This window comes from Flavobacterium sp. (assembly GCF_040402895.1).
GTDB lineage: Bacteria > Bacteroidota > Bacteroidia > Flavobacteriales > Flavobacteriaceae > Flavobacterium.
Map to the genome: position 1 here is coordinate 334,059 of NZ_JBBALR010000001.1, position 25,748 is coordinate 359,806.

Here is a 25,748-nt window from a genome sequence, read left to right on the forward strand (position 1 = left end):
AAAACTAGTACAAAATTAAGCAAATAGAATGGCATACAAAAATCGAAATTTTCTCGTTTATACAAATATCAGTACTTTTACCGTATGTATAAACAAATTAGTTGTCTTTTATTTTTTTGTGTCGTTTCTGTTGGCTTTGGTCAAGAGAAAAACAACGCATTCAAAACAAAAAAATTGGCTTATACAAACAAAGAAATTCTGATTGATACTATATCGTTACATCCAAATTCTTTGAAAATATTTTCATCAAACGAACAAGAAATTGACACTTCTTTTTATTCTTTCAATTACCAAACTAAAAAATTAATTTTCAAAAAAACATTTCCAGATTCGGTACGTGTTCAATATTATCACTTACCAAATTTTTTAACGAAAACCTACACTATATATGACGAAAAAAAAATTGTGCCAAATGAAAACGGGCGATTACTTTCGTTTTCAGAAAACACAAAAAAACAAATTCCTATTTTTAATGGCTTACAAACCAATGGAAGTATTTCTCGAGGAATTACCGTGGGAAACAACCAAAACACAGTTTTAAATTCTAATTTAGATTTACAAATTTCTGGTAAATTATCTGATGATATTACCTTAAAAGCATCTATTCAAGACAGCAATATTCCTTTACAAGAAGGCGGTTATTCGCAAAAGATTGACGAATTTGATCAAATATTTATTGAACTTTCATCGAAAAACTGGAATATAAGATCAGGTGATTTATTTTTAGAAAATAGAAAAACAAGCTTTTTAAATTTTAACAAAAAAGTACAAGGACTATCCTCGCATTTTAATTGGGGTAATACTAATAAAAACGATTTATTTTTTGCTGCTTCATTAGTTCGAGGGCAATATGCAAAAAGCAATTTCACGGGACAAGAAGGCAATCAGGGTCCCTACAAATTACGAGGCAATAGTGGCGAATTATATGTGTTAATTATTTCGGGTTCAGAACGTGTATATGTAAACGGAATATTAAAAGAACGCGGCGAAAACAAAGATTATATTATAGATTATAACGCAGGAGAAATTATTTTTAACGCCACTTTTCCTATAACTTCCGAAATGCGAATTGTAATGGAATATCAATATTCGGATAGAAATTATACACGTTTTTTAAGCTACGGCGGATTTCAGCACGAAAGTGATAAGTTTAGTATTGGCGCCTATGTGTACAATGAAAATGATGTAAAAAACCAACCATTACAACAAAGTTTATCTGAAAATCAAGTACAAACTTTACAGCTCGCTGGGGACAATCCTGACTTAATGAATGCATCTTCTGCTTATGTAGATTCCTATTCGGAAAACAAGATACTCTATAAAAAATCTACAATAGGTAGCGTTGAAATATTTGAATTTTCTACCGACCCAACACAAACGTTGTACCAAGTAAAATTTACTTTTATAGGAAATAATTTAGGGAATTATATTTTGGCAAGTAGCAACACCATAGGTAAAATTTACGAATATGTAGCACCAATTTCCGGAGTACCTCAAGGTAATTATGAACCAATTGTAAAACTAATTGCTCCAACAAAAATTCAAATCGCAACTATCGTAAGTTCGTTTTTGCCCACAGAAAAAACAGAAATTGATACAGAAATTGCCATTTCCAACCACGATAAAAATTTATTTTCAAATTTAGATGATGCCAATAACCAAGGAATTGCCACCAAATTAAACCTGAAACAACAATTGTTTTCTAAAGGTATCCAAATGCAATCTTTTGCTTCCATTAATTATATTCAAGAAAATTTTAAACCTATTGAGCGGTTATACAATATTGAGTTTAATAGAGATTGGAACCTAACCAATCCATTAGGGAATCAGCTGTTATTGTTGGGTGGTGTACAATTTAATTCGGTTCAAAAAGATTCGGTGAAATGGAAAACATTTGGAAAATACCAATTTGAAAAATTAGCGTATTCTAGCAATTTTTCTGGAAACAAACACGCGTTTCAAGCCTTTACAAAAAACAAAAATTTGACAGTTCAAACACAAATTAGTTTGATGAATAGTAAAAATAATTTAAGCACATCTAATTTTTTAAGAAGTCAAAATGTAGCTAAATATCACTTTAAGAAAAACTATTTAGGTGCTAATTTTAGATTTGAAAACAACAAAGAAATAGGAAATGAGACAAAAATTCTAAGCAATTTTAGTCAACGATTTACAGAATTTGGAAACTTTATTGGTCGTGGAGATTCTACAAAAGTATTTGCCGAAATTGGGTATTTAACGAGACAAAATGATAGTGTTAAAAATAATCTTTTACAACGAGTAAACACCTCGTTTTCGACTTATTTAAAATCGCAAATCATTAAAAATGAAAGAAGAAATTTAGGCGTTTTTTTTAATTATAGAACGTTAAAATTTGCAGATCATAGTGCTACAGAGCCTTCAATAAATTCGAGAGTAAACTATACAGATTCCTATTTTAATCAACTAATTCAAACTACTACTTTTTATGAAAATAATTCGGGAAGTATTGCCCAACAAGAATTTACTTTTTTAGAAGTAGATGCAGGACGAGGTTTATATATGTGGAACGATTACAATAATAATTCTATTCAAGAGTTGCAGGAATTTGAAATTGCTACCTTTTCTGATTTAGCAAAATACATAAAAATATTTCTGCCCAATCAGATATTTATAAGAACGTATCAAAACAAACTAAGCCAAACCGTTACTTTCAATGGAAATACTTGGCAAAATGAAATGGGATTAAAGAAGTTTTTATCTAAATTTTACAATCAAACTTCCTTGATTATAGACAAAAAAATAACTCGAAATTCAACTGTTTTTGAATGGAATCCTTTTGCAAAAAAGGATTCGAATTTAATAGGATTAAATACTAATTTTAGAAATAGTTTGTTTTTTAATAAAGGAAAACAAAAAAATTCTATTATATATACCTATTCTTCTAGCTCCTTAAAAAATGTATTAAATTTTGGAAGTCAAGAAAATTACATTAAAAGTCATCAACTACAATATGTGCATTTAGTACAAAAATTTTGGCTGTTTCAAGTACAAACTAGTACGTCAAATTTAAAAAGCATTTCTGATAATTATGCAACTCGAAATTTTACTATTTCGGGATTAGAAATCAGCCCAAAAATTTCCTATATTTTTTCTAAAAACGCAAGTTGGGATCTTTTTTATGAAAACAATAGTAAAGAAAATACAATTGGAAATTTAGAAAAATTAAAACAACAACAATTAGGTACGTCATTTAATTGGAATACAGAAAAAGGATTTTCATTAAATGGAATATTTACTTTTATAAACAATGATTTTATTGGAAGTGCTTCTTCTCCTGTTGGCTTTCAGCTGTTAGAAGGGTTACAAAACGGAAAAAATTCTACTTGGCAACTTTTGTTTCAGAAAAATATTACGCAATTTTTAGATGTCTCTATAAATTATAACGGAAGAAAATCAGAAACAAGTAAAACCGTGCATACAGGAACCATTCAGTTGCGTGCGTTTTTCTAAAAAACACCAATTAAAATTAATTGGGTTTTTATTATTAAAATGAGGTTGTAATTTGCAATCCTAAACCAGTACTTGGCGGAACAAATCGGCAAACACCACCTGCACAAACAAGACCACCACGTTGACGGCCATAATTTAAAGCCACACGTGTACTTCCTTTTTTATATGCGGCTCCAAAATTATAGAAATGGATATCAAATAAATCCGTTTCGCTTATGGTAAGTGTTTTATGATCAAAACCATAATTATACATATCCATAGCAAATAGCGACCAATGTTCGTTGTGATTGTATTCTACAGTTCCAGCCGCCCAATTTTTTCTGTCGTTATCTGCCCACATGTGCTCTAAACCAAAAGTAATCGATTTTGTATCAGATAATTGATACGTTGATTCTGAAAATACGGTATGAGAATTAATAATGTAGGCATTAAATAGACCTTGAATTTGTTTGTTGTTGTAATACTGATTGATATACGTAAATGCCGTTTTAAAATTTTTGGAAACTTTTTTTGTAATTTCAATATTATAATCTGAAAAATATTTCTCATTAGCATTAAATAATTCTGCCTGATAATTTTGGATGTTTTCTCCAGCATTATTTGTGTATCTGTATTTTGCTTTCAAATTAAACCAAGAAGATACATTAATATTGATTTTCGTTCCATATTTCCCTCCCAAAGCAGAACCTTTTTTGAAGTCGTAGAAAAAATCAAATTGACCTCCAATTTCTCCAAATTTGTTTATCTGTGTAGATTCATCCATCACGACTTGAAATTGTGACTGATACACATAAATATTAGCTAAGTTAGAATGATGTTGTTTGGTTAAACTAGGAACAAAATTTAAAATTTTGTCGTTATAATTTAAACTTGTACTGGAAAGTGTTGGATAATTATCTAAATTTCTTTGTGCTAATAATTGCATGTTTTCCACGCGTCTTAAATTGGCGTCAAAACCAATCCCTTTTTTAGAATATCCAAAATTCACTAATAAAGCGCTTCCTTCTTTAGCAAAATCTGTGTCCAAAATATTTTGTACAATAATGGCATCACGGCTTTTAAATACATATTCTGTATTTACATAATAATTTTTATAACCCAATTCAAATCGGTTTGAAAACAAATTAGTAAAAGCACTGAAATTTTGAACATAAACCGGTAATTTTTCATATCTACTAACACCACTAAAACCATATTTAAAATCGAACGCATCTATGTTTAAAAGTTGACTAACATTAACATCCGTATTAAATCCGAAAACATCCCCATTAGCTACATCAAAGCCAGTTCTTGCCTTTCCGTACAACGCTGTAAAAGAAATTTCTTCAATTGGCGAATACACCACTTTTGCACCACGTAAGGCATTATTTATCCCTAAAGACCTGTCTTCCCAAGTTCTTAGTGCTAAGCCACTTCCAAACTGTACGTAATAATGACCTAAAGTTATATCTAATTTTTTGGATTTATAATTCACATAATAAGTGGCAAAATTTGTACCCTTATATTTGGGATTAAAATTTAATAATGCCTCATTCATATACGATTCTACTTGCGTTCCAAAAGTAATTTTTTTGTAATTGAAATTTACATTGAAATAATTGTTGGCACGTAATGGCACACTATCCTGATTAATTTCCCTGTTTTTATCATTAGTATACCATTGCCCATTTCTTTCAAAACTTCCGTATACTTTTAATTTCGTTTTAGTTGAATCGGCATTCTGAGCAAAAGAAAAAAGTGCAGATAACAAAAACGTGAAGCTAATTAACTTTTTCATTATTTAAGCGCTTTAATTTGTTCCAATAACTGATTTTCACTTCCTGGCGTATGACCATTTTGTGTGAAAACAATATCTCCATTTTTAACTACTGCAGTAAAAGGTGGATTTGAAATACCTAAACTTCTTTTAAAATCTTGATTGGTATCCATAAGTATAGTATACTCCCAACCCTTTCCATTTACTAGGGGTTTTACTCTTTTGTTTGTTCTGGCGTCATCAATTGAAACGGCGATAACTTCCACATTGGCTTGTGACTTCCAATCTTCATACACCTCATTTATTGCATCTAATTCTTGAATGCAAGGCGCGCACCAAGTAGCCCAAAAACAATATACATATACTTTATCTTTTTCTATAAAATTTTGAGTCGTAGAAACGGTTATACCTTCTAGATTTTTAAGTGTTACACTTGGTAATTTTTTCTGCGAAAACCCTAATGCACAAATAAAAAGCATTACATTTAAAACAAGTTTTTTCATCATTTGATAGTTATTTATTAGCAAATAAAAGATATTTCCAGCATTATAAAAAATTTTTTTAAATTTGCATAAGAAGTTTCACGCCAAACTACTAAAAAACAAAAAACTTTATGAGAAAAATTCTGTTTGCAACAATTACTTTTTTAGGGTTAATTAATGTATCATGCATATCAAATGACTGGGAAGATAATTCAGTAAGTTCTGAGGTTATTGAACAACCAATATCTGGAAAATTTTTAAAAAACGTATTAATTGAAGATTATACTGGTACTTGGTGCCAATATTGCCCTAGGGTTTTACATGGTATTGAACAAGTGCAAAATCAACAACTTCGTGCTTATCCTGTTTCAATTCATAGAAGTTCTGGTTCTTTTACAGATCCTTATAACTTTAATGCTTTGGCACTTGAGCAAATGCTTGACATTTCTGGCTATCCTGCAGCAAAATTAAACAGAAAAATACAATGGAGTAATTCTAGTTCTCCAACAGAAGTAAAAAATCAAATTAAACCAAACGCTGACTTAGGAATTGCTTTACAATCAACAGTTTCTGGTGGTAATATTAATTTGGATGTTAATATTAAATTTGTTTCAAATTTTTCTGATTTAAAACTGGTAGTTTATGTTTTAGAAGATGGTTTAATTTACAATCAGGTAAATGCAACCTCCTATTTTGGGGGACAAAATCCAATTGTTAATTTTGAACACAACCATGTTTTAAGAGCTTGTTTAACTGATTTAGTTTACGGAGACACCTTAACTGGGACAAATGTTGGAGCAACAGTTACTAAAAATTTTACAGTTGCCATTCCTGCAAATGTTGCTAATATAGCTAAAATATATTTCGTAGCATTCGTTTTAGATGCCTCCGGAAAAGCTATAAATGTTAGAGGATCGGCACCAAATACTACCCAAACATTTCAAATAAATCCTTAATTTTTATACTATAAGTTAAAAAAAGTTGCTTAAATGTGCCTTTTTCTTTTATTATAAATGAAATTAATTAAAAATAGAATAAATTTGTTTATTCTACTCATTCAAATAATGAAAAATATATATATTTTACTTACTATTTTTGGTTTTTTTACTACTTATGCTCAGTTGAGTAACAAGCATTGGTTACCGCCACTACACTCAAGAGATAACACTTCAATTGAAAATCATTATTTATATCTCTCTACTCCTGAAACTGTTCCTTTTCAAGTAACTGTAACAGCTGGAAATGGAACGCCTATTGCTGGTTCGCCATTTACAATTTCACAATCTACACCAGTTGTAGTTACTGTAGGCTCAGGACAACCTACTCAAATGTTTTTAGATATTAGTGATGTTAATATTGTTAAAAATGACAAAGGACTAATATTAGAAGGAACTAAAGACTTTTATGTTAGTTTTAGAATGCGAGCAGCAAATCATGCAGAAACATTAATTTCCAAAGGGAGACCTGGAATTGGAACATCCTTTAGATTAGGAAGTACGCCACAAGGCGGAGAAGTTTTTATTAGAAATTTTGTATCCAGTGTTATGGCAACAGAAAACAATACCGTAATTAATTTATCCGATTATAATTCTAATGTGGTTTTTGTTTCTGGGACTGGAAATATCACTTCCGACTCTCAAACTTTTACATTAAACGAAGGGGAATCCATTGTTTTTTCTGGATATACAGATGTTACAGCTAACTGGACTGGATTTATAGGCGCTCTTCTAACCGCAACAAAACCAGTAGCTGTTAGTACGGGAAACGCTACTGGAGGTGTTTCTAATAATGGACAAGATTTTACCTTAGACCAAATTGTATCGTCTTCACAAATTGGAACCGAATATATTTTTATTCAAGGAAACGGTTTACCTGAAATGGAATTACCATTAATTATTGCTGATGAAGACAATACTCAAATTTTTGTTAATGGAAATACCACAGCAGCAACGACTTTAAATGCTGGTGATTATTTCTTAGTGCCCAATTCAGAATATCAAGGAACTACTAATAAAAACATATACGTAAAATCATCCAAGCCGGTTTTTGCCTATCAATTGATTGGTGGCGCTGCATCTTTTCCTACTTCTGGATTGAATTTTATTCCACCGCTTAGTTGCTTTTTTCAAGAATCTGTTTATTTACCAGCTATTGATGAAATTGGGGCATCGAATTATAATGCCGACTTAATGATATTAACTTATTCAAATGCCACAATAACTATCAACGGAAATCCAATTAACACCTCTCAATCACAAGCTGTTCTTGGCAATACTGATTGGGTTACTTATAGAATTTCTGGTTATTCGGGTAATGTAAATGTGGTCTCCACAGGGCCATTAGCAGTAGGTGTTTTTGGAGCAAGTGGTGCAGCAGGATATGCAGGATATTACTCAGGATTTGGTAGTGCTCCCCAAGATACTCCAGTTTCTGTTTGCTCGTCTACAACAACAAATTTATTTGACGCTATTAATGGAAATCCCGGTGCCGGTGGTACCTGGACAATTCCTGCAGGAGGTGCTGCTCTGGCTGGAGATGTTTTCAATCCCAATGTGAATATAGCAGGTGAATATATTTATTCATTCACAAAAACATGTAATACGGCATTAACTTTTTTAAGTGTTAAAGTGAATGTTACCATAGAACAAGCAAATAACGCAGGTACAAATACGACAAAAAACACCTGTAAAAATCAATCGCCATTTGATTTATTTCTTTTATTAGGATCAGGCGTTACGTCTGGTGGACTATGGTCTTTAAATGGTGTAAATAGACCAAATAGTACTTTTAATCCAGCAGTTGATTTAAGCGGAACGTATACCTATACGATTCCTGCTAGCGGCGTTTGTCCTGCATTATCTTCAAGTGTTGTGGTTACTAATTATGATTTACCTAGTTTGGTAACTATCACTGATTTGAAAGCATGTGATAATGATTTAGATGGAAGTGACACAAATGGTCAAATTACATTTAATTTAACTCAAAAAACGGCAGAAATATTAAATAGTCAAACTAACGTTTCTGTTTCGTATCATTTATTACCCAGCGAAGCGGTTTCTGGTGCAAACGCCATTACATCGTATACGGGAGCAACTACTATTATTTATGTTAGACTATTCAACACGCTTACAAATTGTTTCAATACCACTAGTTTTAATGTTGTTGTAATGCCAAAGCCCATTGTAAATTCAATTATTACTTTAAAACAATGCGATAACGACACCGATGCAATTACCGATTTCAATTTAACGGAAGCGAACGTAATTTTATCTTCTCAAAATAATTTGACTTTTAAATATTTCCTAACACAAACAGACGCTCAAAACAATACAAGTCAAATAACAAATGACTCGGCTTATAACTCGCCTAATAACGGAATCGTATGGGCAAGAATTGAAAATGCTAATGGATGTTTTAGGACAGCACAGATAAATTTACTAGTTTCGGCAACACAAATTCCAGCTACTTTTCAAAAGATAATTTTGGAAGAATGTGATGATTACATAGATTTAAACGACCCTGATACTGATGGCATTGATTATTTTAGTTTTTCAGCAACAACTAATAGTTTTGCCTCTGCAACCAATACCATTTTGGCTTTATTTGCAAATAGTTCCAACTTAACAGTAACATATTATACCACCGAGGCGCAAGCTTTAGCAGAAGCAAACCCAATAGACACTACTGACCCAGATGGATTTAGAAATACTGTTCCAAACCTCCAAAATATATGGGTAAGAATTGATAGTAACGTAAATAATGATTGTGTTGGTTTGGGTCAATATTTAGATTTAAAAGTAAATCCATTACCCAATTTTGACATTATTGAGTACAAACTATTATGCGTACAACCAGGCTCTGGCGCTGGAAATTTTGCTATTAATGCGACTCCGATAGTACCGGGAAATTATACTTATTCTTGGACACCAACAAATCCAAATACAATTGGCGGACAAGAAAGTGCTATATTTAATGCTTCTACATCTGGAATTTATAAAGTAGTTGTTACCAATACAACCACATTATGTTCAAAAGAAGACCAAACAGAATTGTTTATTTCTTCAGCGCCTAATTCTGTAAATTTAGAATTGGTTTCTGAAATTTTCGCAAGTGGATTAGCTACCATTCAGGCAGAAGTAATTGGCGGATTTGGCACCTACGAATTTAGTTTAAATCAAGTAGATTGGCAAACTAGTCCAGTTTTTACAAACTTGCCAAATGGCTTTTATACGGTTTATGCTCGTGATATAAACGGGTGTTTACCTATCAAACAATCCAACACCGTAACTACCATTTCGTATCCAAATTATTTTACGCCAAATGGCGATACGTATAACGATACCTGGAACATATCTGGTTTAACACCTGATTTTAAAGCCAAAATTTATATTTTTGACCGATACGGAAAATTAATAAAGGAAATAAATCCTTATGCAAATGGTTGGGATGGAAAACTAAATGGCGAAGATATGCCTTCCACAGATTATTGGTTTAAAATTGAATATACAGAAGAAGGCGTTCAGAAAGAGTTTAAATCACACTTTAGTTTAAAAAGATAATATGACAGCTTTCGTAAAACAAGAAATAAAAAATAATATTGGTTACATCACCTTTTTTCATCCAGCAGGAAATTCGTTTCCAAGCGCGCAATTGAAAGAATTAGTAAAAACAATTCAGGATTTAGACGCAAATGAAAACGCTACTATTATTGTTTTACAAAGTGAAGGAACTACCTTTTGTGCGGGTGCTTCTTTTGAAGAATTAATGCAAATTGATAATTTATCAGACGGCAAACACTTTTTCTCTGGTTTTGCGAATGTAATAAACGCGATGCGAAACTGTTCGAAATTAATTGTTGGAAAAGTGCAAGGAAAAGCCGTTGGTGGTGGCGTAGGAATTATTGCCGCTTGCGATTATGCCATTGCCACAACAAAAGCCGATATCAAACTTTCAGAATTAACTATAGGAATTGGCCCTTTTGTAATAGAACCTGCCGTAAGCCGAAAAATTGGACACACTGCCATGGGCGAACTAACTTTAGACGGAAACGAATGGAAATCGGCAACTTGGGCTTTTGAAAAAGGGTTGTTTGCCAAATTAGTGCAACCTGAAGATTTGGATTCAGCATTAGAAAAATTCGCTTCACAATTAGCCACTTACAACCCAGACGCTTTAGCTGAAATGAAACAAGTATTGTGGCAAAACACGTCGCATTGGAGCACGTTATTATACGAACGTGCCGAAATTTCAGGAAAATTAGTGTTGAGTAATTTTACGAAAAAGGCGTTGGAGGGGTTTTAGAAGTAATTTTTTTAAAATTATTAACGCTGCGCAAAGTCTCCCGACTTTGAGCTAACTTTCAAAAATATATAAATTTAATTTGTAACTCAAAGTCAGGAGACTTTGCGTAGCATAAAAAATAAAACCCTAACTCGTTTTCAACCAACCCGTAATACTAAATCTTTTTCTATGAACGGGTTTGACTTCGTGTTCTAAAATTTGACTTTCAAAAATAACAACTCTGCCTTTTAGTGGGTAAATTTTAATTTCTTCTTCTGGTTTGTAAATGACTAATTCGCCACCAAATTCGGGTTGCCAATTTTCATCGTTTAAATAACAAACTATAGATAATTTTCGTCGCGTATCGTTTTTAAACACATCTAAATGACGTTTGTAAAAAGTGCCTTCAGGATACATCGCATAATGAAATTCTTTTGTGGTAATCCCTAAATAACAAGTCGCATTGATGTAAGAAACAAAATCGTTGATGGTATTGAAAAACGTTTCTGAAGCTTTGTTTTTATCTTCTTCATTCAACCAAAAAATATAGTCGCCACGAATTTCTTCTTTTACCACTTCATCGGATTTATTTCCAATTGCTGATTTTTTAAACTCAGTTGTTTCCAATTTTTGTTCCAATTCGGCACGCATAATCTGTACCGCTTCTTCTGAAAAAAAAGCATCACAAACGGCATATTGGTTTTCTAATAAATCGGTAATTATGGTTTCGTAAAGTGGATTCAATTCCATTAGTTGCACATTTGAAGCAAAGATATGTGAATAATTTCGTAAATTTGCTGTTCAATTATCACATCATGAGTAAAATTAGAATTACCAAGCAATTTAATTTCGAAACGGGTCATGCCCTTTATGGCTATGATGGAAAATGTAAAAACGTACACGGACATAGTTATAAACTTTCGGTTACGGTTATTGGTGAGCCGATTACAGATTCCAATCACGTAAAATTTGGAATGGTAATTGATTTTACCGATTTGAAAAAAATTGTACGAGAGGAAATTGTGGATGTGTTTGATCACGCTACAGTTTTCAACCAAAATACCCCACATGTAGAATTGGCAAAAGAATTACAAAATCGCGGACATCATGTGATTTTAGTAGATTATCAACCTACAAGTGAAAACATGGTAGTGGATTTTGCAAATAAAATTAGGGCGCGTTTGCCTCAAGACATTCAGTTGCATTCTTTACGTTTACAAGAAACAGAATCGTCATTTGCAGAATGGTTTGCTTCAGATAATATTTAGATGAACGTTACTTTATTGTCTTCTCCATTACAAGGTTTTACGGATTTTAGATTTCGAAATGCGTTTCATAAACATTTTGGTGGTATAGATACGTTCTATTCGCCCTACATCCGTTTAAACGGAAAATTAGAAATTAAAGCGTCATACGAACGGGATATTCTTCCAGAAAATAATACGACTTTAGAAGTGATTCCGCAAATAATTACTAACGATGCGGATGAGTTTTTATTTGTAACAAAATACGTACAATCACTTGGTTATAAAGAACTCAATTGGAATTTAGGCTGTCCGTATCCCATGGTGGCAAAATGCGGCATGGGCTCTGGTTTAATTAGCAATACCGAACGAATTCATTCTATTTTAGATAAAGTGCATAGCGAAACGAATATTGTGGTTTCGATGAAAATGCGAATGGGTTATGAAAATGCAGCAGAAATTTTAGAGGTGTTCCCAATTTTAGAAAAATACCCTATAAAAAATATCGCCATTCATGCCAGAATTGGTAAGCAAGTTTATAAAGGCGATGTGGATTTAGATTCGTTTCAACGTTGTTTGGATGTTTCTAAACACAAATTATATTATAATGGAGATATTACTTCCGTTGAAAAATTTAGAGACATGCAAGCTCGCTTCCCAAGTATTGACCATTTTATGATTGGTAGAGGCTTACTTGCCGATCCGTTTTTACCCAGTATGATTAAAAATAATACTACCGAATATCCAGAAGATAGGTTTAAGATTTTTAACGCGTTTCACGATGAAATTTATCAGGAATACGATGCGTTTTTGCAAGGCCCAACGCCAATTAGAATGAAAATGTTAGGCTTTTGGGAATACTTTTCACAATCCTTTCCGGATACCCAAAAAACATTTAAGAAAATAAAAAAAGCCCAAAGTAAAAGAAATTACGAACTAGCTGTTAAAGAAATATTTTCTTCTAAATTCTAATCATAAAAAAACTACAACTTTATGTTATTGTAGTTTTTGTTTTCACTTTGTGGGCATTGATTACAAATCCGTACTATCCGTTAGTAATTATAATTGTAATATTGGAGTAAAATATTGAGGCTTTTCGATGTTTTTTTTGGGATTGTGCCGTTTTGTCGCTTTAAGAAATTGGGGGTTTCCAAGCCTAAAACTTCCATAAAACATCGAAAACCTCAATTTAATAGAAACCGTTGTAGGTAAAAGTTTCTATTTGGAAATCTTTGATAACTTAAACTTTTTTAAATTATTTTTCTTCTTCCCTAATAGTTTTTATAATCGCATATAATAATGTGTTTATTTACTAAGTATCACATTTCTAAAAAACATAATACACTTACTTAGAAGAGATAAGCTGAATAATTATTGATAAAATTAAGGGCTTTCTTAAACAATTAGTTTACGAAAATTAACATGTTCTATCGAAAATTAATATTATTTTCATTTTTAGGGATAATCCTATATATAGCTAGGCATATTTGCTGAAATTTCGGCAGGAACAACTTTCTAGTATTAGTTACAGAAAAAATCTACAAAAATTGTAGAAAAGCAATTAGACTCTTCCTAAATAAAAAAAATCGTCTCCATATGGAGACGATTTTTTTTATTAAATAAGTTGTATTCTTTAATTACTTTTTGATAATTAAGAATTCACTTCTTCTGTTTTGAGCGTGCTCTTCTTCTGTACAAGCTGTGCATGGGACTTTTGGTTGGGTTTCACCCATTCCATGACCTGTGATTCTTTCTTTAGAAATCCCTTTTGAAACAATGTATTGCATTGTTGCTTTAGCTCTTCTATCTGAAAGTTTTAAGTTGAAACTATCTGATCCTCTGCTATCGGTGTGCGATTTTGCATCGATTACCATAGTTGGATACTGATTCATTACTTTAACCAATTTATCTAACTCTTCTGCTCCTAGTGCTGTGATGTTTGATTGATTATAATCGAAATAGATAGGTTGTAAAATAACTTCTGTTTCTGTAATTATTGGTTTTATTGGAGTTAAGTTAATCACGATATTTTGTGGCCCGTTTTTAGATTTTGCCATGGTAGCTGTTCCGTTTTGGTAACCGGCTCTGGTAGCGTTAAAATTAGCAATTTCATTACATGCTACACCAAACTTAGCTTCTCCCATTTCGTTTGACACTTGGTTGCCCTTGTCTTTCCCTTTTTGGTCTACAAACGTAACACTTGCTCCTGCTAATAATTTACCTGTTTCTGCATCTTTAACAACTACTGTAGCATCCACGCCACATACAGCAACAGCTTGATAAATATCATCATTACCATCTCGGTTACTTGAAAAATAACCTACATTTTTTTCTAGATTATACGAAAATGAAAAATCATCTTTTTGTGTATTCACTGGTTCTCCAAGGTTAGTAGCTGCTTGATCTTTTGAGTTGGTGTTTTGTTTAAATACATCGTAACCTCCGAATCCTTGTTTCCCATTTGAAGAAAAGAATAAAATACCATCCTCTTGAATTGATGGAAAACTCTCATGTCCTTCCGTATTAATATTGGCACCTAAGTTCTCTGGCGTACCAAAAGTATCTCCATCTACATTTACTTTCCAAATGTCTTGTCCTCCAAAACCGCCTGGCATATCTGATGAAAAATATAAGGTTTTTCCATCTTTACTAATGCTTGGATTACTTACTGAATAGTTTTTGCTATTAATTGGTAAGGCTTTTGAATTTCCCCAAGTACCCGCTTGTGTTTTAGTGGCTTTGAACAAATATATTTGTCCTAATTTCAAGTGTTTTTCTTTATTTTTTTGGAATTCCCCTTCGTTGAAACTCTGACTACCATAATACATTGTAGAACCATCAGAAGTAATCGTTGCTGGGCCATCGTGCCATTTAGTATTTAATTCCACTACTTCTGTGGCTTGACTTAGCGAACCATCGGTGTTTCTAATAGCTTTATATAAGTCTAAATACGGTTGGTCGTCCATACCGCTTTTCTTTCTTGTAGTATTTCTTGCGCTGGTAAAGAATACTTCGTTATTTTGAGTTAGAACCGCTCCAAAATCTGTATTGTCGCTACTTATATCCGATTTTAAAATATCGTATTGTTTCGCTTGGTTTTTTAATTGCGAGGTATAGTCTGGATAGTTTTTAAAAGCTTTGGCTCTAGCGTCATTAGGCTGCATTTTTGCAAATGTTTCCATTTGTTGTGTTGCCAATTTATTATTCCCTTCCGCTTTTAGCATTTGAGCATATCTAAAATACGTTTCTGCATCTTGCGTACTCGCTATGGCTTTAGCATACCATATTACAGCTTGCTTGCTATTAAATACATTATAGTAACTGTCCGCTAATTGCTTATAAACATAACCATCGGCTTTGTTTTTTTCAACTAGTTTAGTATAGGCCTTAGCGGCATCTACATACTCTAATCTATCGTATAAATAGTCTGCTTCTTTTGTGTCTTTATTTTGTGCTTGTAATCCCCCTATTGAAAGAAGTAAAACACCTGCTAGTATATATATATTTTTCATGTGTAGTCTGTTTTTTTGGATAGATTAAAAATAACGTGGTGAACGTGATACCTTTTTGTTAAAGTTAACATTGTACAACAAAATAATCTCATGAGAGGATGGTGTAGTTACTTTTAAATCGGATACGATATGATCATAAGCGTAACCAATTTTTAAACTTGGTGTAACAGCGTAATTTACCATAGCTCCAAAACTATCGTCAATTCTATATGTAGCGCCTAACTCAAACTTGTCCTTGATCATAAAGTTTGAAGAAACATCTAAGGATGCTGGCGCTTCAAATGAAGACTTTGCCATGAAAAACGGCTTGAATTTTACATTTTCTGATACATCAAAGACATAACCTCCTGTTAAAAAATAATGACTCGACTCATTTCCATAACTTCTACCATCAAAATCTAAATGCGTTGCTTTTAACATATTTGGAACTGATAAACCTAAATAATACTTTTCAGTATAATAAAAAGCACCTGTACCAAAATTAAAATAACTGTTACTTATATCTTGTCCAAAAGAACCATCACCAGGATCTGGTAATGTACTTGCTATTCTACTATTTAATGCCACATTATGCAACGTTAATCCCGCTTTCAAACCTAAGGCTAATTTGTGATCTCCTCCTAACTTTAACGTGTAAGAAAAATCTCCATAAATATTATTCTCCTCTACCGGTCCTAACTTATCTGAAATAACAGATAATCCCAAACCTACATTCTTTCCAACTGGACTGTGTCCGAAAAAAGTACTTGTAACAGGAGCATCCTCTAGCTCTATCCACTGCTCTCGATGCAATAAACCTAGCGATAAATTGTCTTTACTTCCAGCGTAGGCTGGATTCATAACACTCATGTTATACATGTATTGCGTGTAATGTGGATCTTGTTGGGCAGATACTTCTGAAAGCATCCCAAAGGTCAACAATAAACCTAAATATATTTTTCTCATATCACTGTTTTTTTTATAAAAACTACTCTCCTATTTTTTTAATAAAAGAGTAGTAATATAATTTATTTTTGTTCTCTATTTATATAAATCCATCCTGTTTTCTTGGCTCCAGATACTAACTCAATTACGAAATAATACGTACCGTCTGGCATCTCTCCACCTCCCTTGAATTGACCATGCCAATCATTATTGTAATTTTCTTTAGAATACACCTCTTTACCATATCGGTTAAATATCTCAACCTTCTTAGCAACTAACTCTAAAAAGTCATTCAATCCATCACCATTAGGCGAAATACCTTTCTGGATTTGACATTGTTCAACTAAAATATTCATAGTAACTACAGAAGCACATTCTGAAGTGTCAGGAGTAAAGGTATATACTGAATTACTTTCAACTGATGTGTCTACAACTGCCGGTGACCATATTCCACTAACAGCATTTAATGAAGTTACTGGAAGAGTTACAGAAGCATCGCCAACACATAATGGTTGTATTTGATCAAAAGCAGGTGTTAATCTTGGTTCAATTGTTATTGATTTTGTTACTGCTTGTGAACATTGACCTGAGTTTGGAGTAAATACATAATTTGAAGTTCCTACATTTGAAGTATTGATCACTGATGGGTTCCATGTTCCTGAAATTGGAATTGTATTATTTGACAATGTTGGTAAGGCAGGAGCTGCCTCGTTCTGACAAATGCTAGCAATGGCATTAAATGTTGGTATTACTATTGAATTAATTGTAATATTCATAGTAGTTACTACAGCACATTGTCCAGAATTTGGTGTAAATGTATAAGTAGTAGTACCAGGAGTACTAGTATTAATTGCCGCATTCCAAGTACCAGTTACCGGAGGAGTATTATTTGATACTGTAGGTAAAACTGGCGCTGTAGTATTCTGACAAATATTAGGTATCTGTGTGAAAACAGGTGTAATATTTGGTGCAGTTACTGTAATATCCATTGTAGTCACTACAGCACATTGTCCTGAATTTGGTGTAAATGTATAAGTAGTAGTACCAGGAGTACTAGTATTAATTGCCGCATTCCAAGTACCAGTTACCGGAGGAGTATTATTTGATACTGTAGGTAAAACTGGCGCTGTAGTATTCTGACAAATATTAGGTATCTGTGTGAAAACAGGAGTAATATTTGGTGCAGTTACTGTAATATCCATAGTAGTTGAAACACCACACTGACCTGGATCAGGTGTAAATGTATAAGTTGTTGTTCCAATTGAAGAGGTACTTATAGGTGCATTCCAAGTTCCAGTTATCGAAGGTGTATTACTTGACGACAATGGCAACGTTGGTGCTGTTGTGTTTTGACATACACTTGGTATTTGTGTAAATGTAGGAGTAATTGATCCAGTAATTGTAATTGTAAAGCTACTTGAACCAGCATTAATACAGCTCAATAAGTTAATAGGATATGTATAAGTAATAACATATGTTCCTGCTGTACTGGAAGCTAAATTAATGGTTCCATCTGTACTATTAAAATCTAAACCAGTACCAACATAACTAAATGTACCTCCAGTAGTAAATCCACTTGCAAGTGTTGGAGTAGGATTAGTAGTAGATGTGATACATACTGGTGTGGTATAAGAAAATTCAGTTACAGGATTAGTGTATGTTACAGGATCAACTGTAAAACTTGATGGTGACGAATAACAATCATTCACTATATCATGAACAATTAAGGTATGTGAACCTGGTGTTAATCCTGTAAAAGTAGTAGAAGCTTGAAATGTTCCACCGTCTACTGCATATTCATAGTTTGAGACAAATAAAGAATATTGACCAATATTAGAATAATTTTCTGGATCAAAGCTTGTCCATTGGGTAGGTGTCCAAGTTGTTGTAGGAAGAGGAGTAGACGTAGCTAATCTTCTATACGTATATCCTGGCTGGTTATTTGGTGTAAATACCGTACCAGTGGTTGGTCCCCACATATCTAACTCAACATTTGCTAAAGTTGTTAATCTAATGTTGTCATTCGTATCAATACCTTGATTTGCTATTAATAAATTATGTACAATTCCAGGAATACCAGGATCATTACTAATTTTAATAATAAATGTACTATTGTTTGCAATTGTTCCAGATAACGTTTGTTGCCAAGTTGCAGTTACATTACCATTATTATGCATTTTTAATCTATAGTTTGCTAAATTTTTTGCACTACCAGTTCCATTGAATAATTCAACATAAGAAAGCGCTCCAGTATTAGCATCTGTAACTTCAGAAATAAATAAATCCGTAGGAGCAGAAGCAGATAATGATAAAGGTGAAGTAACTTGCATCGTTCCGGACGGAGTTGTACAAGAAGGCTGTGAAGTTATCGAAGGAGTCGGAGTTGGTATAGTAATAATATTTACTTTAAATGAAACTTGACTTGCACAATCTGTATTAGTTGCATATACATAAATTACTTGGGTAGTGGTAATTACATCTCCAGCATTCAGTTGAGTCCCAGTTGCATTAGAACCTGTATAGTATGTTCCCATTGTCAACGCAGGTAAAGTATAGCTATTACATCCATTTACATCTACTTTAATAGGAAGTTGTGGAGCTGCTTTTATTTCAACTGTAGTTGTATTAGTATATGCCAAACATCCACCTTGAGCAGGAACTGATATAGTTACTGTATAAACTCCAGGTGCCGCTAATGCAGGCGTGATTGTCCCGGAAATAGGATCAAGTGCATATTGTAACCCAGAAGGTGTGGATGAATATGTAGTATTAGGTCCAGCAATTCCTGAAATAACTACTGGATAAGAAGCCGAATCAGAATTACAATAAGATGGACTTGAATAAGCAATCGTTGCATTTGGATTTGGCGTTACAATTACCGTTCTAGTACAAATAATTGGAGCATTTGTTGCTGGTGGACTTAATGTAGGAATCAAAGTACTTGAAACAGTATAGGTACCTGGTGCACTAGTTGCAAAATTAATTTCTCCCGTTACTGAATTAATTGTCAATCCAGCTGGTGTAGCAGAATAGATTCCTGGTACTGCTCCTGCAATTAATACCGGAGTTTGATTCGCACTATTGCTACAATAAGTAACCGCAGAATAATTAAAGGTATTATATGGATAACAAAAAGATTGTGCCGTATTAGTTGGGTTTGGCGTCATAGTTACCGAACCTGCTTGATTAGCATAATTGGTTACCATTAATATATATATCTGTCCAGCGGTAACCGTAATGGTAAAGTTTTCTGTAGCTGCTGCAGAAAAACTACAACTAATAGGGCTTCCGTTAGGAATCAAAATACAACCTGCATCTCTACTAGCAAATGGCCCCCAAAGCGCATAATCCACATCAATTGGATTACCTGCAGTATTGACTTGATTAATTGTGTAACTTAAAGAACCACTTTGAGCAGCTTCTAAAAAGAAAAAACTTGCATTCGGTGAAGTTCCTAAACATCCATACGTTCCTAAGTTAATAACTTGTGTTGCATTTGGATAAGTAATAGGTGCATTACATAATGAAACCGCTTCTGGGCACGGAACAGCACCAATACATAAACTAAATGAAACGGCTGTATTTGTAGATGCTGTAGTATAGACTCTTACATAATAAGTTTGTCCAATTACTAAACTGTTTGCTACATAGGTTGTTGCGCCACATTGTAATTGATTAAATCCGTTACAAGTCCCTGAATATAAAGCAAAATTAATTGTTGTACCTGCAGGTGAAATGTTTGATAAACTAAATGTATGTGTCGGTTTTGTTGCAACAAATGAATACCAAACATCATTTGCTGTTGCCGCACAAGTTAAAGCTGGAGTTACTGTAGGTGAAGCTCCTGTTAAAACTCCATTATTCAAAATAGTACAATTTAAATCGTCATTAAGGAGAGCAACTGTAGCATTAGTACATAAATCATTTAGTGGCGTTGTAGTGAAATTTACACCATCTGACCAAAAACTAAAATTTGTAGAAGAACAGATTGCTTTTACATAAAAAGTATAGGTTGACGAAGGATTTAAACCTGTCAATAAAAACGGACTTGTAGCATTTACACCTGTAAAAGTTAAAGCAGGTACATTTGAACCAACTGGTAAAGCTATTATTTGCCATTGCGTTGCACTACCAGATTCTGTCCAAGAAACAGAAGCTGTAGTACCTGTAACATTTGATACTGTTACTGCTGTGGGTTTAAAACAAGTGATTGGTTGCGTACAAAAAATTGTAGCATCCCAACCGGCAGCAGTTCCCGTTGTATTTGAAGTAAATGAAATATATAAACAACCCGTTGGTGATGTTGAAGTAAAACTTGGAGGCAATGTAGTGCCAGAATAGGTACCAACAATTGGAGAAGTTGGTAAATTCCCATTTCTAATAATTAAATTATCACCTGCAGCTAAATCAAACGAGTTAAAAACTACAGTTACAACATCTCCAACGTTAGCTGGACAAATTGTTACAAATGTATTTTCATTATTTTGATAACCGCCGGTTGTTCCTCCTGTATCTATATAGTGATCACCAGCACAGAAATTTGGAGTAGTACAGAAAGTTACCGGAACAGACCAAAAACTAAAGTCAGTTGAAGAACATCTTGATCTAACATATACATCATAACAAGTAACTGAAGTTAATCCGGTAATTGAAAATGGATTACCACTTGTAACGACTCCAACAGAAGCCGCGTTTGGTGCAGGAGCACCTGTTGGTAAAACTAAAACTTCCCATTGCGTTTCTGTGGCACCATTTGTCCAGTTTACTTGTGCCGCGTTATAAAAAATATTTGAAATAGTTAAATTTCCTGGTTTAGGACAAGTAACTAAATTTAATTTTATATTATCAATTGCAGCTGGAGGTTGATTTCCAAGTGTATTGTTATTTCTCCATTCAAAAACCACACGCATAGTTCCACCTGCATAAGGTGTAGCATTTAACGTGTAATTTTGAGTAGTAAAGTTTGATGAAGAATTAAAATCAGCACCTATTTTTATTCTACTATTTGCAACAGCTGTAATTTGTGATCCAGCTGCCGGAGTATAAGTAGCAGGTACTGTCCAAACTCTCAAATAATCTTGTAGTGCCTCTCCAGTGGATCGCCAATCAAATGTAAAATCCAATTGAGTAGCTCCTGCAGGAATTACAAAATCTTTATAAGCTTGTACTATAGAGGTAGCCGTATTGTTGTAAGTATTTGTAGTACCATTAGTATCTGTTATATATAAAGCATGAGTTCCTCCGTTGTTTACTCCGGTCCCTACTGCCCATTTATTAGGTTGTGAACCATTATTTAAAGTCCAACCTGTTAATGTTTCTAAACCATCAATAAAATTTAATGGTGTGGCCACTTGAGGCATTGTAAATGAAAAAGGCCCAGACCAAATACTACTATTACCACTATTACAATCCGCTCTTACATAATATTGATAAACTATACCAGGAATTCCTGTAAAAACATTTGTAGTATTTGATGTTGTTGAGGTAAAAGTTGGACCTGTAGGTAACCCATAAGGTGCCGCCCCAACTGAATATTGCCATGAAGTAACTCCTGTTTCAGATGTCCATGATAAATTAGCTGTTGTAGGCGATGTAATTGCCGCTGCTAAAGCCGTTGGTTGATTACAAAAAACTTGTTGTATCGTTAAAGTATATCCAACAGTTTGTTGTGCCGCACTTGAAGATATAATAATATAATATGTAGTACCCGCAACTACTGGAAATGGATTAATATCTCTAATCCCAGAAGAAGGATTTGCCACTCCAGCTAAACAAGTTGCTCCTGCTGTACCTGGACAAGCACTATAAACATGTATACTTGAACTTACATTTGTAGGAGACATAGAAATAGCTATGTTACCTGTAAATGTAGCGGTGTAGGAATAAAACACATCATTACCTGCCATATAATTTGCAGCAGAACCACTACAGGTTAATGGTTGAGTAGTATCAAAAAGGTCTAAATAATTTGCCGTATCGTCAACTGTTTGATAGGGTAGCGTGCCAACCACAATAGGACCAGCACATGTATCTCCTAAAGAAGCCGTTTGAAAACTTCTTGGTCCAAACCAATCACTCACAAAACCATTAGCACATACAGAACGAACTTGAAATTTATATAGCGTATTTGCCAATAAACCTGTTGCAGTAAATGGATTTGTAGTTACATTCGTATAGGTAGGTACACCTGTAAAGGCACTTGCAAAAGGCACCACTTCTATTTCCCAAGCAGTAATCCCACCTGGATTACCCCAACTTAATTGAGCAGTGGTTGTGCTTTCATTAGCAGTACCTAACGGTCCAATTGGCGCATTACATTTTTGTGCTACGTTAACATTATCAATTAACCACCTGTCTCCATTATCATTTGTCATTACAAATGCAATGTAAATTGTAGAGCCTACAGGATATGTTGCAGGTATATCAATTACTTTTTCTTCATAAACATTGGCTACAGCAGTTAAGGAAGCCTCATCATAGGAAACAAGGTTGGTAAAAGTTGCCGGATTGGTTTGCGAAGTAGCTGAAATTTTAATATCAAACAAACTTCCTTGTACTCCTGTTTGAATGGTTTTGGTATAGAAACGCAACTGAGCATTTGCAGGGACAGTAACTGCAGAAGTAACCATCCAGTCAATAGCCTGGCCTGAAGCTACATTTTCTTGTCTAATTATTGCTGATTTACCAACTCCTCCATAGGTAAAAGCACCTAAGTTAGTTTCAGCCCAGCTATAAGTAGCTCCTGTTCCTGTTTCAAAAGTTGTCCATCCTGTTGGGGGAAATGTTGCACCTTCAAAGTTTTCGGATAACTGTCCGAAAACACTAAAACCAGCAAACATAAATAATAATAAAAGTAGTTTTTTCATTATGTATAGTGATTAATTAATATATTTAACTTTACAAAAATATAAACTTTTAGTAAACATCTAAAATATATCGACAAAAAACATCTTTTTATCGATATAAAGCTATTTTTTGTATATTTATTTTTGCTAATTTTGTAAAAAATAATTAATTTGAATTCAAAAAAAATATATTTTGCTTCCGATCAGCATTTTGGAGCGCCAACTTCTGAAATTAGTTTTCCTAGAGAACAAAAATTTGTGGCTTGGCTAGACGAGGCAAAAAAAGACGCTAGCGCCATTTTTTTATTAGGCGATTTATTTGATTTTTGGTTCGAATACAAAACGGTTGTCCCTAAAGGTTTTATTAGGGTTTTAGGAAAGTTAGCTGAAATTAAAGACGCTGGTATTCCTATTTATTTCTTCGTTGGAAATCACGATTTATGGATGGGTGACTATTTTGAAAAAGAACTCAATATTCCTGTTTATCACGACAATAAAGAATTTATCTTTAACGGAAAAACATTTTTAATCGGACATGGTGACGGAAAAGGTCCTGGCGATATAGGTTACAAACGCATGAAAAAAGTGTTTACGAATCCGTTTTCAAAATGGTTGTTTCGTTGGTTACATCCTGATATTGGCGTGAAACTAGCACAATACTTATCAGTTAAAAACAAGCTTATTTCTGGTGCTGAAGACGTGAAATTTTTAGGCGAAGACAACGAATGGTTGGTGCAATATTGCAAACGTAAATTAGAAACTAAGCAGTATGACTTTTTTGTTTTTGGACACCGCCACTTGCCAATGGAAATTACTTTGAACGAACAGTCAAAATACATCAACTTAGGCGATTGGATTGGCTATTTTACATACGGCGTTTTTGATGGCGAAACATTTGAATTGAAAAAATACGAATAAGAAAAAGTACTTTTAATCTTTCTCGATCTCTAAATTTCTGAATTTTGGCGAAGCAACTGCGGTGGTTCCAACTACGAGTAACGTCATGATGCCTCCAAAAACTACTGCATTTACTACTCCGAATAATTTAGAGGTTAGTCCGCTTTCAAAGGCTCCTAATTCGTTGGAAGAACCAACAAAAATAGAATTTACAGATGAAACTCTTCCGCGCATGTCATCGGGCGTGTAAATTTGAAGAATTGTAGAACGAATAACTACTGAGAACCCATCTGCCACACCACTTAAAAATAATGCTACAACCGAAATCCAAAAGTTTTGTGATAAGCCGAAAACGATAATACAAATTCCAAAACCGAAAACGGCTAGCAATAATTTTTTACCTGTATTTTTTTTGATTGAAAACAAGGTAGAAGCTAGCATGGTTAATAAACCACCAATGGCTGGTGCCGCTCGTAAAATTCCGAAACCTTCTGAACCTACTTGTAAAATATCTTGTGAAAAAATGGGCAATAAGGCTACTGCTCCACCAAATAAAACAGCAATCATGTCTAACGAAAGCGCGTTTAAAATAATTTTATTCTGAAAGACAAATCTGATCCCTGCTTTTAAGCTTTCTGAAATGGGTTCGCCAATTTTTTTATTTAATATAGGTTTTTTACTGATTTGTAACAACATAAAAATTCCTAAAATAATAGAAATTGTCACGAAAATCATAGAATTAAATACGCCGATTCCGCCAATAAAAAAACCAGCTAATGCAGGTCCAATTATGGCAGAAACTTGCCAAGATGAACTGCTCCAAGTAGCTGCATTGGTAAATTGTGATTTTGGCACAATTAATCCTAACAAACTAAATACGGATGGAATGATAAACGCACGAATGATTCCGCCAAAAAAAACTAAAGCATAAATAGCAAATAAAAAAGTCTGTTTCCCAATAATTTTTGTCGTTTCAGGGTAAACCAAATAACATAATAATATACTAATTGTTGCCGTTCCTACAAAACATTTGAGCAGCATACCTCTTTTTTCGGATTGGTCTACAATATGTCCGGCAAACAAAGCCATGACTATTGCTGGAATCACTTCCATAAGACCAATTAATCCTAATGACCATGGGTTTTTTGTGATTCGGTAGACTTCCCATTCAATCAAGACAAATTGCATGGACCAAGCCAATACAAAAGCTAATCGCATCAAAACAAACCAACGAAATTCTGGAATTCGTAAAGCTGAAAATGGGTCTTTCTTTGTCATTCTATGAGTACACAGATTAAACGGATTATCTTAATTGA

14 protein-coding genes are annotated in these 25,748 nt (G+C 33.5%); 7 read left to right on the forward strand and 7 right to left on the reverse strand.

Going from position 1 to position 25,748, the window contains the following annotated elements; all coding sequences use genetic code 11:
- Positions 1-84 precede the first annotated feature (84 nt).
- A complete protein-coding gene (locus ABWP60_RS01665; protein ID WP_353147571.1) occupies positions 85-3,492 on the forward strand; it encodes a DUF8818 domain-containing protein in 3,408 nt (1,135 codons plus the stop codon).
- 34 nt (positions 3,493-3,526) lie between these two features.
- Here ABWP60_RS01665 and ABWP60_RS01670 read toward each other — a convergent pair whose 3' ends face one another.
- A complete protein-coding gene (locus ABWP60_RS01670) occupies positions 3,527-5,269 on the reverse strand; it encodes a DUF6029 family protein (RefSeq protein WP_353147574.1) in 1,743 nt (580 codons plus the stop codon).
- Positions 5,269-5,754, reverse strand: a complete 486-nt coding sequence (locus ABWP60_RS01675) for a TlpA family protein disulfide reductase (RefSeq protein ID WP_353147577.1) — start codon at positions 5,752-5,754, stop codon at positions 5,269-5,271. Before ABWP60_RS01675 ends, ABWP60_RS01670 begins: the two co-directional genes overlap by 1 nt.
- A gap of 107 nt (positions 5,755-5,861) precedes the next feature.
- Here ABWP60_RS01675 and ABWP60_RS01680 point away from each other — a divergent pair, with 107 nt between their 5' ends.
- The 3 genes from ABWP60_RS01680 (at position 5,862) to ABWP60_RS01690 (ending at position 11,031) form a co-directional block, all read left to right on the forward strand.
- Positions 5,862-6,686, forward strand: coding sequence for an Omp28-related outer membrane protein (locus tag ABWP60_RS01680; RefSeq protein WP_353147580.1), 825 nt, complete (start codon positions 5,862-5,864; stop codon positions 6,684-6,686).
- A 108-nt stretch (positions 6,687-6,794) separates the two neighbouring features.
- Complete coding sequence (locus ABWP60_RS01685) at positions 6,795-10,289, forward strand: FIDD domain-containing protein (RefSeq protein WP_353147583.1); 3,495 nt, start codon at positions 6,795-6,797, stop codon at positions 10,287-10,289.
- Between the two features lies 1 nt (position 10,290).
- Positions 10,291-11,031, forward strand: coding sequence for an enoyl-CoA hydratase/isomerase family protein (locus ABWP60_RS01690; protein WP_353147585.1), 741 nt, complete (start codon positions 10,291-10,293; stop codon positions 11,029-11,031).
- Between the two features lie 126 nt (positions 11,032-11,157).
- On the opposite strand, the gene ABWP60_RS01695 is transcribed toward ABWP60_RS01690, so the two are convergent.
- The gene (locus ABWP60_RS01695; RefSeq protein WP_353147588.1) at positions 11,158-11,760 is read right to left on the reverse strand and encodes a 2OG-Fe(II) oxygenase; all 603 of its coding nucleotides are present in this window, start codon (positions 11,758-11,760) and stop codon (positions 11,158-11,160) included.
- Between the two features lie 65 nt (positions 11,761-11,825).
- On the opposite strand from ABWP60_RS01695, the gene ABWP60_RS01700 reads away from it, so the two are divergent.
- Together ABWP60_RS01700 and ABWP60_RS01705 are read left to right on the forward strand one after the other, a co-directional pair.
- The gene (locus ABWP60_RS01700; protein ID WP_353147591.1) at positions 11,826-12,278 is read left to right on the forward strand and encodes a 6-pyruvoyl trahydropterin synthase family protein; all 453 of its coding nucleotides are present in this window, start codon (positions 11,826-11,828) and stop codon (positions 12,276-12,278) included.
- On the forward strand, positions 12,279-13,226 hold the full coding sequence (locus ABWP60_RS01705) for a tRNA dihydrouridine synthase (RefSeq protein WP_353147594.1): 948 nt from the start codon (positions 12,279-12,281) through the stop codon (positions 13,224-13,226).
- A 665-nt stretch (positions 13,227-13,891) separates the two neighbouring features.
- Here the strand turns inward: ABWP60_RS01705 and ABWP60_RS01710 are convergent.
- The 3 genes from ABWP60_RS01710 to ABWP60_RS01720 form a co-directional block, all read right to left on the reverse strand.
- Complete coding sequence (locus tag ABWP60_RS01710) at positions 13,892-15,766, reverse strand: OmpA family protein (protein ID WP_353147597.1); 1,875 nt, start codon at positions 15,764-15,766, stop codon at positions 13,892-13,894.
- 24 nt (positions 15,767-15,790) lie between these two features.
- The gene (locus tag ABWP60_RS01715; protein ID WP_353147599.1) at positions 15,791-16,711 is read right to left on the reverse strand and encodes a PorP/SprF family type IX secretion system membrane protein; all 921 of its coding nucleotides are present in this window, start codon (positions 16,709-16,711) and stop codon (positions 15,791-15,793) included.
- A gap of 62 nt (positions 16,712-16,773) precedes the next feature.
- The gene (locus tag ABWP60_RS01720; protein ID WP_353147602.1) at positions 16,774-23,556 is read right to left on the reverse strand and encodes a T9SS type B sorting domain-containing protein; all 6,783 of its coding nucleotides are present in this window, start codon (positions 23,554-23,556) and stop codon (positions 16,774-16,776) included.
- A gap of 150 nt (positions 23,557-23,706) precedes the next feature.
- Between ABWP60_RS01720 and ABWP60_RS01725 the strand changes: the two genes are divergently transcribed.
- Positions 23,707-24,453, forward strand: coding sequence for a UDP-2,3-diacylglucosamine diphosphatase (locus tag ABWP60_RS01725; protein ID WP_502904801.1), 747 nt, complete (start codon positions 23,707-23,709; stop codon positions 24,451-24,453).
- Positions 24,454-24,465: 12 nt separating this feature from the next.
- On the opposite strand, the gene ABWP60_RS01730 is transcribed toward ABWP60_RS01725, so the two are convergent.
- Entirely contained in the window at positions 24,466-25,710 is a 1,245-nt protein-coding gene (locus ABWP60_RS01730; protein ID WP_353147605.1) for an MFS transporter, read from the reverse strand.
- Positions 25,711-25,748 lie beyond the last annotated feature (38 nt).

Bases quoted from the DNA above. Each gene is read 5' to 3' on its own strand.
- ABWP60_RS01670 (WP_353147574.1), bottom strand. From the start codon at position 5,269: ATGAAAAAGTTAATTAGCTTCACGTTTTTGTTATCTGCACTTTTTTCT.
- ABWP60_RS01700 (WP_353147591.1), top strand. From the start codon at position 11,826: ATGAGTAAAATTAGAATTACCAAGCAATTTAATTTCGAAACGGGTCAT.
- ABWP60_RS01705 (WP_353147594.1), top strand. From the start codon at position 12,279: ATGAACGTTACTTTATTGTCTTCTCCATTACAAGGTTTTACGGATTTT.
- ABWP60_RS01675 (WP_353147577.1), bottom strand. From the start codon at position 5,754: ATGATGAAAAAACTTGTTTTAAATGTAATGCTTTTTATTTGTGCATTA.
- ABWP60_RS01730 (WP_353147605.1), bottom strand. From the start codon at position 25,710: ATGACAAAGAAAGACCCATTTTCAGCTTTACGAATTCCAGAATTTCGT.
- ABWP60_RS01680 (WP_353147580.1), top strand. From the start codon at position 5,862: ATGAGAAAAATTCTGTTTGCAACAATTACTTTTTTAGGGTTAATTAAT.
- ABWP60_RS01695 (WP_353147588.1), bottom strand. From the start codon at position 11,760: ATGGAATTGAATCCACTTTACGAAACCATAATTACCGATTTATTAGAA.
- ABWP60_RS01665 (WP_353147571.1), top strand. From the start codon at position 85: ATGTATAAACAAATTAGTTGTCTTTTATTTTTTTGTGTCGTTTCTGTT.
- ABWP60_RS01715 (WP_353147599.1), bottom strand. From the start codon at position 16,711: ATGAGAAAAATATATTTAGGTTTATTGTTGACCTTTGGGATGCTTTCA.
- ABWP60_RS01685 (WP_353147583.1), top strand. From the start codon at position 6,795: ATGAAAAATATATATATTTTACTTACTATTTTTGGTTTTTTTACTACT.
- ABWP60_RS01720 (WP_353147602.1), bottom strand. From the start codon at position 23,556: ATGAAAAAACTACTTTTATTATTATTTATGTTTGCTGGTTTTAGTGTT.
- ABWP60_RS01690 (WP_353147585.1), top strand. From the start codon at position 10,291: ATGACAGCTTTCGTAAAACAAGAAATAAAAAATAATATTGGTTACATC.
- ABWP60_RS01710 (WP_353147597.1), bottom strand. From the start codon at position 15,766: ATGAAAAATATATATATACTAGCAGGTGTTTTACTTCTTTCAATAGGG.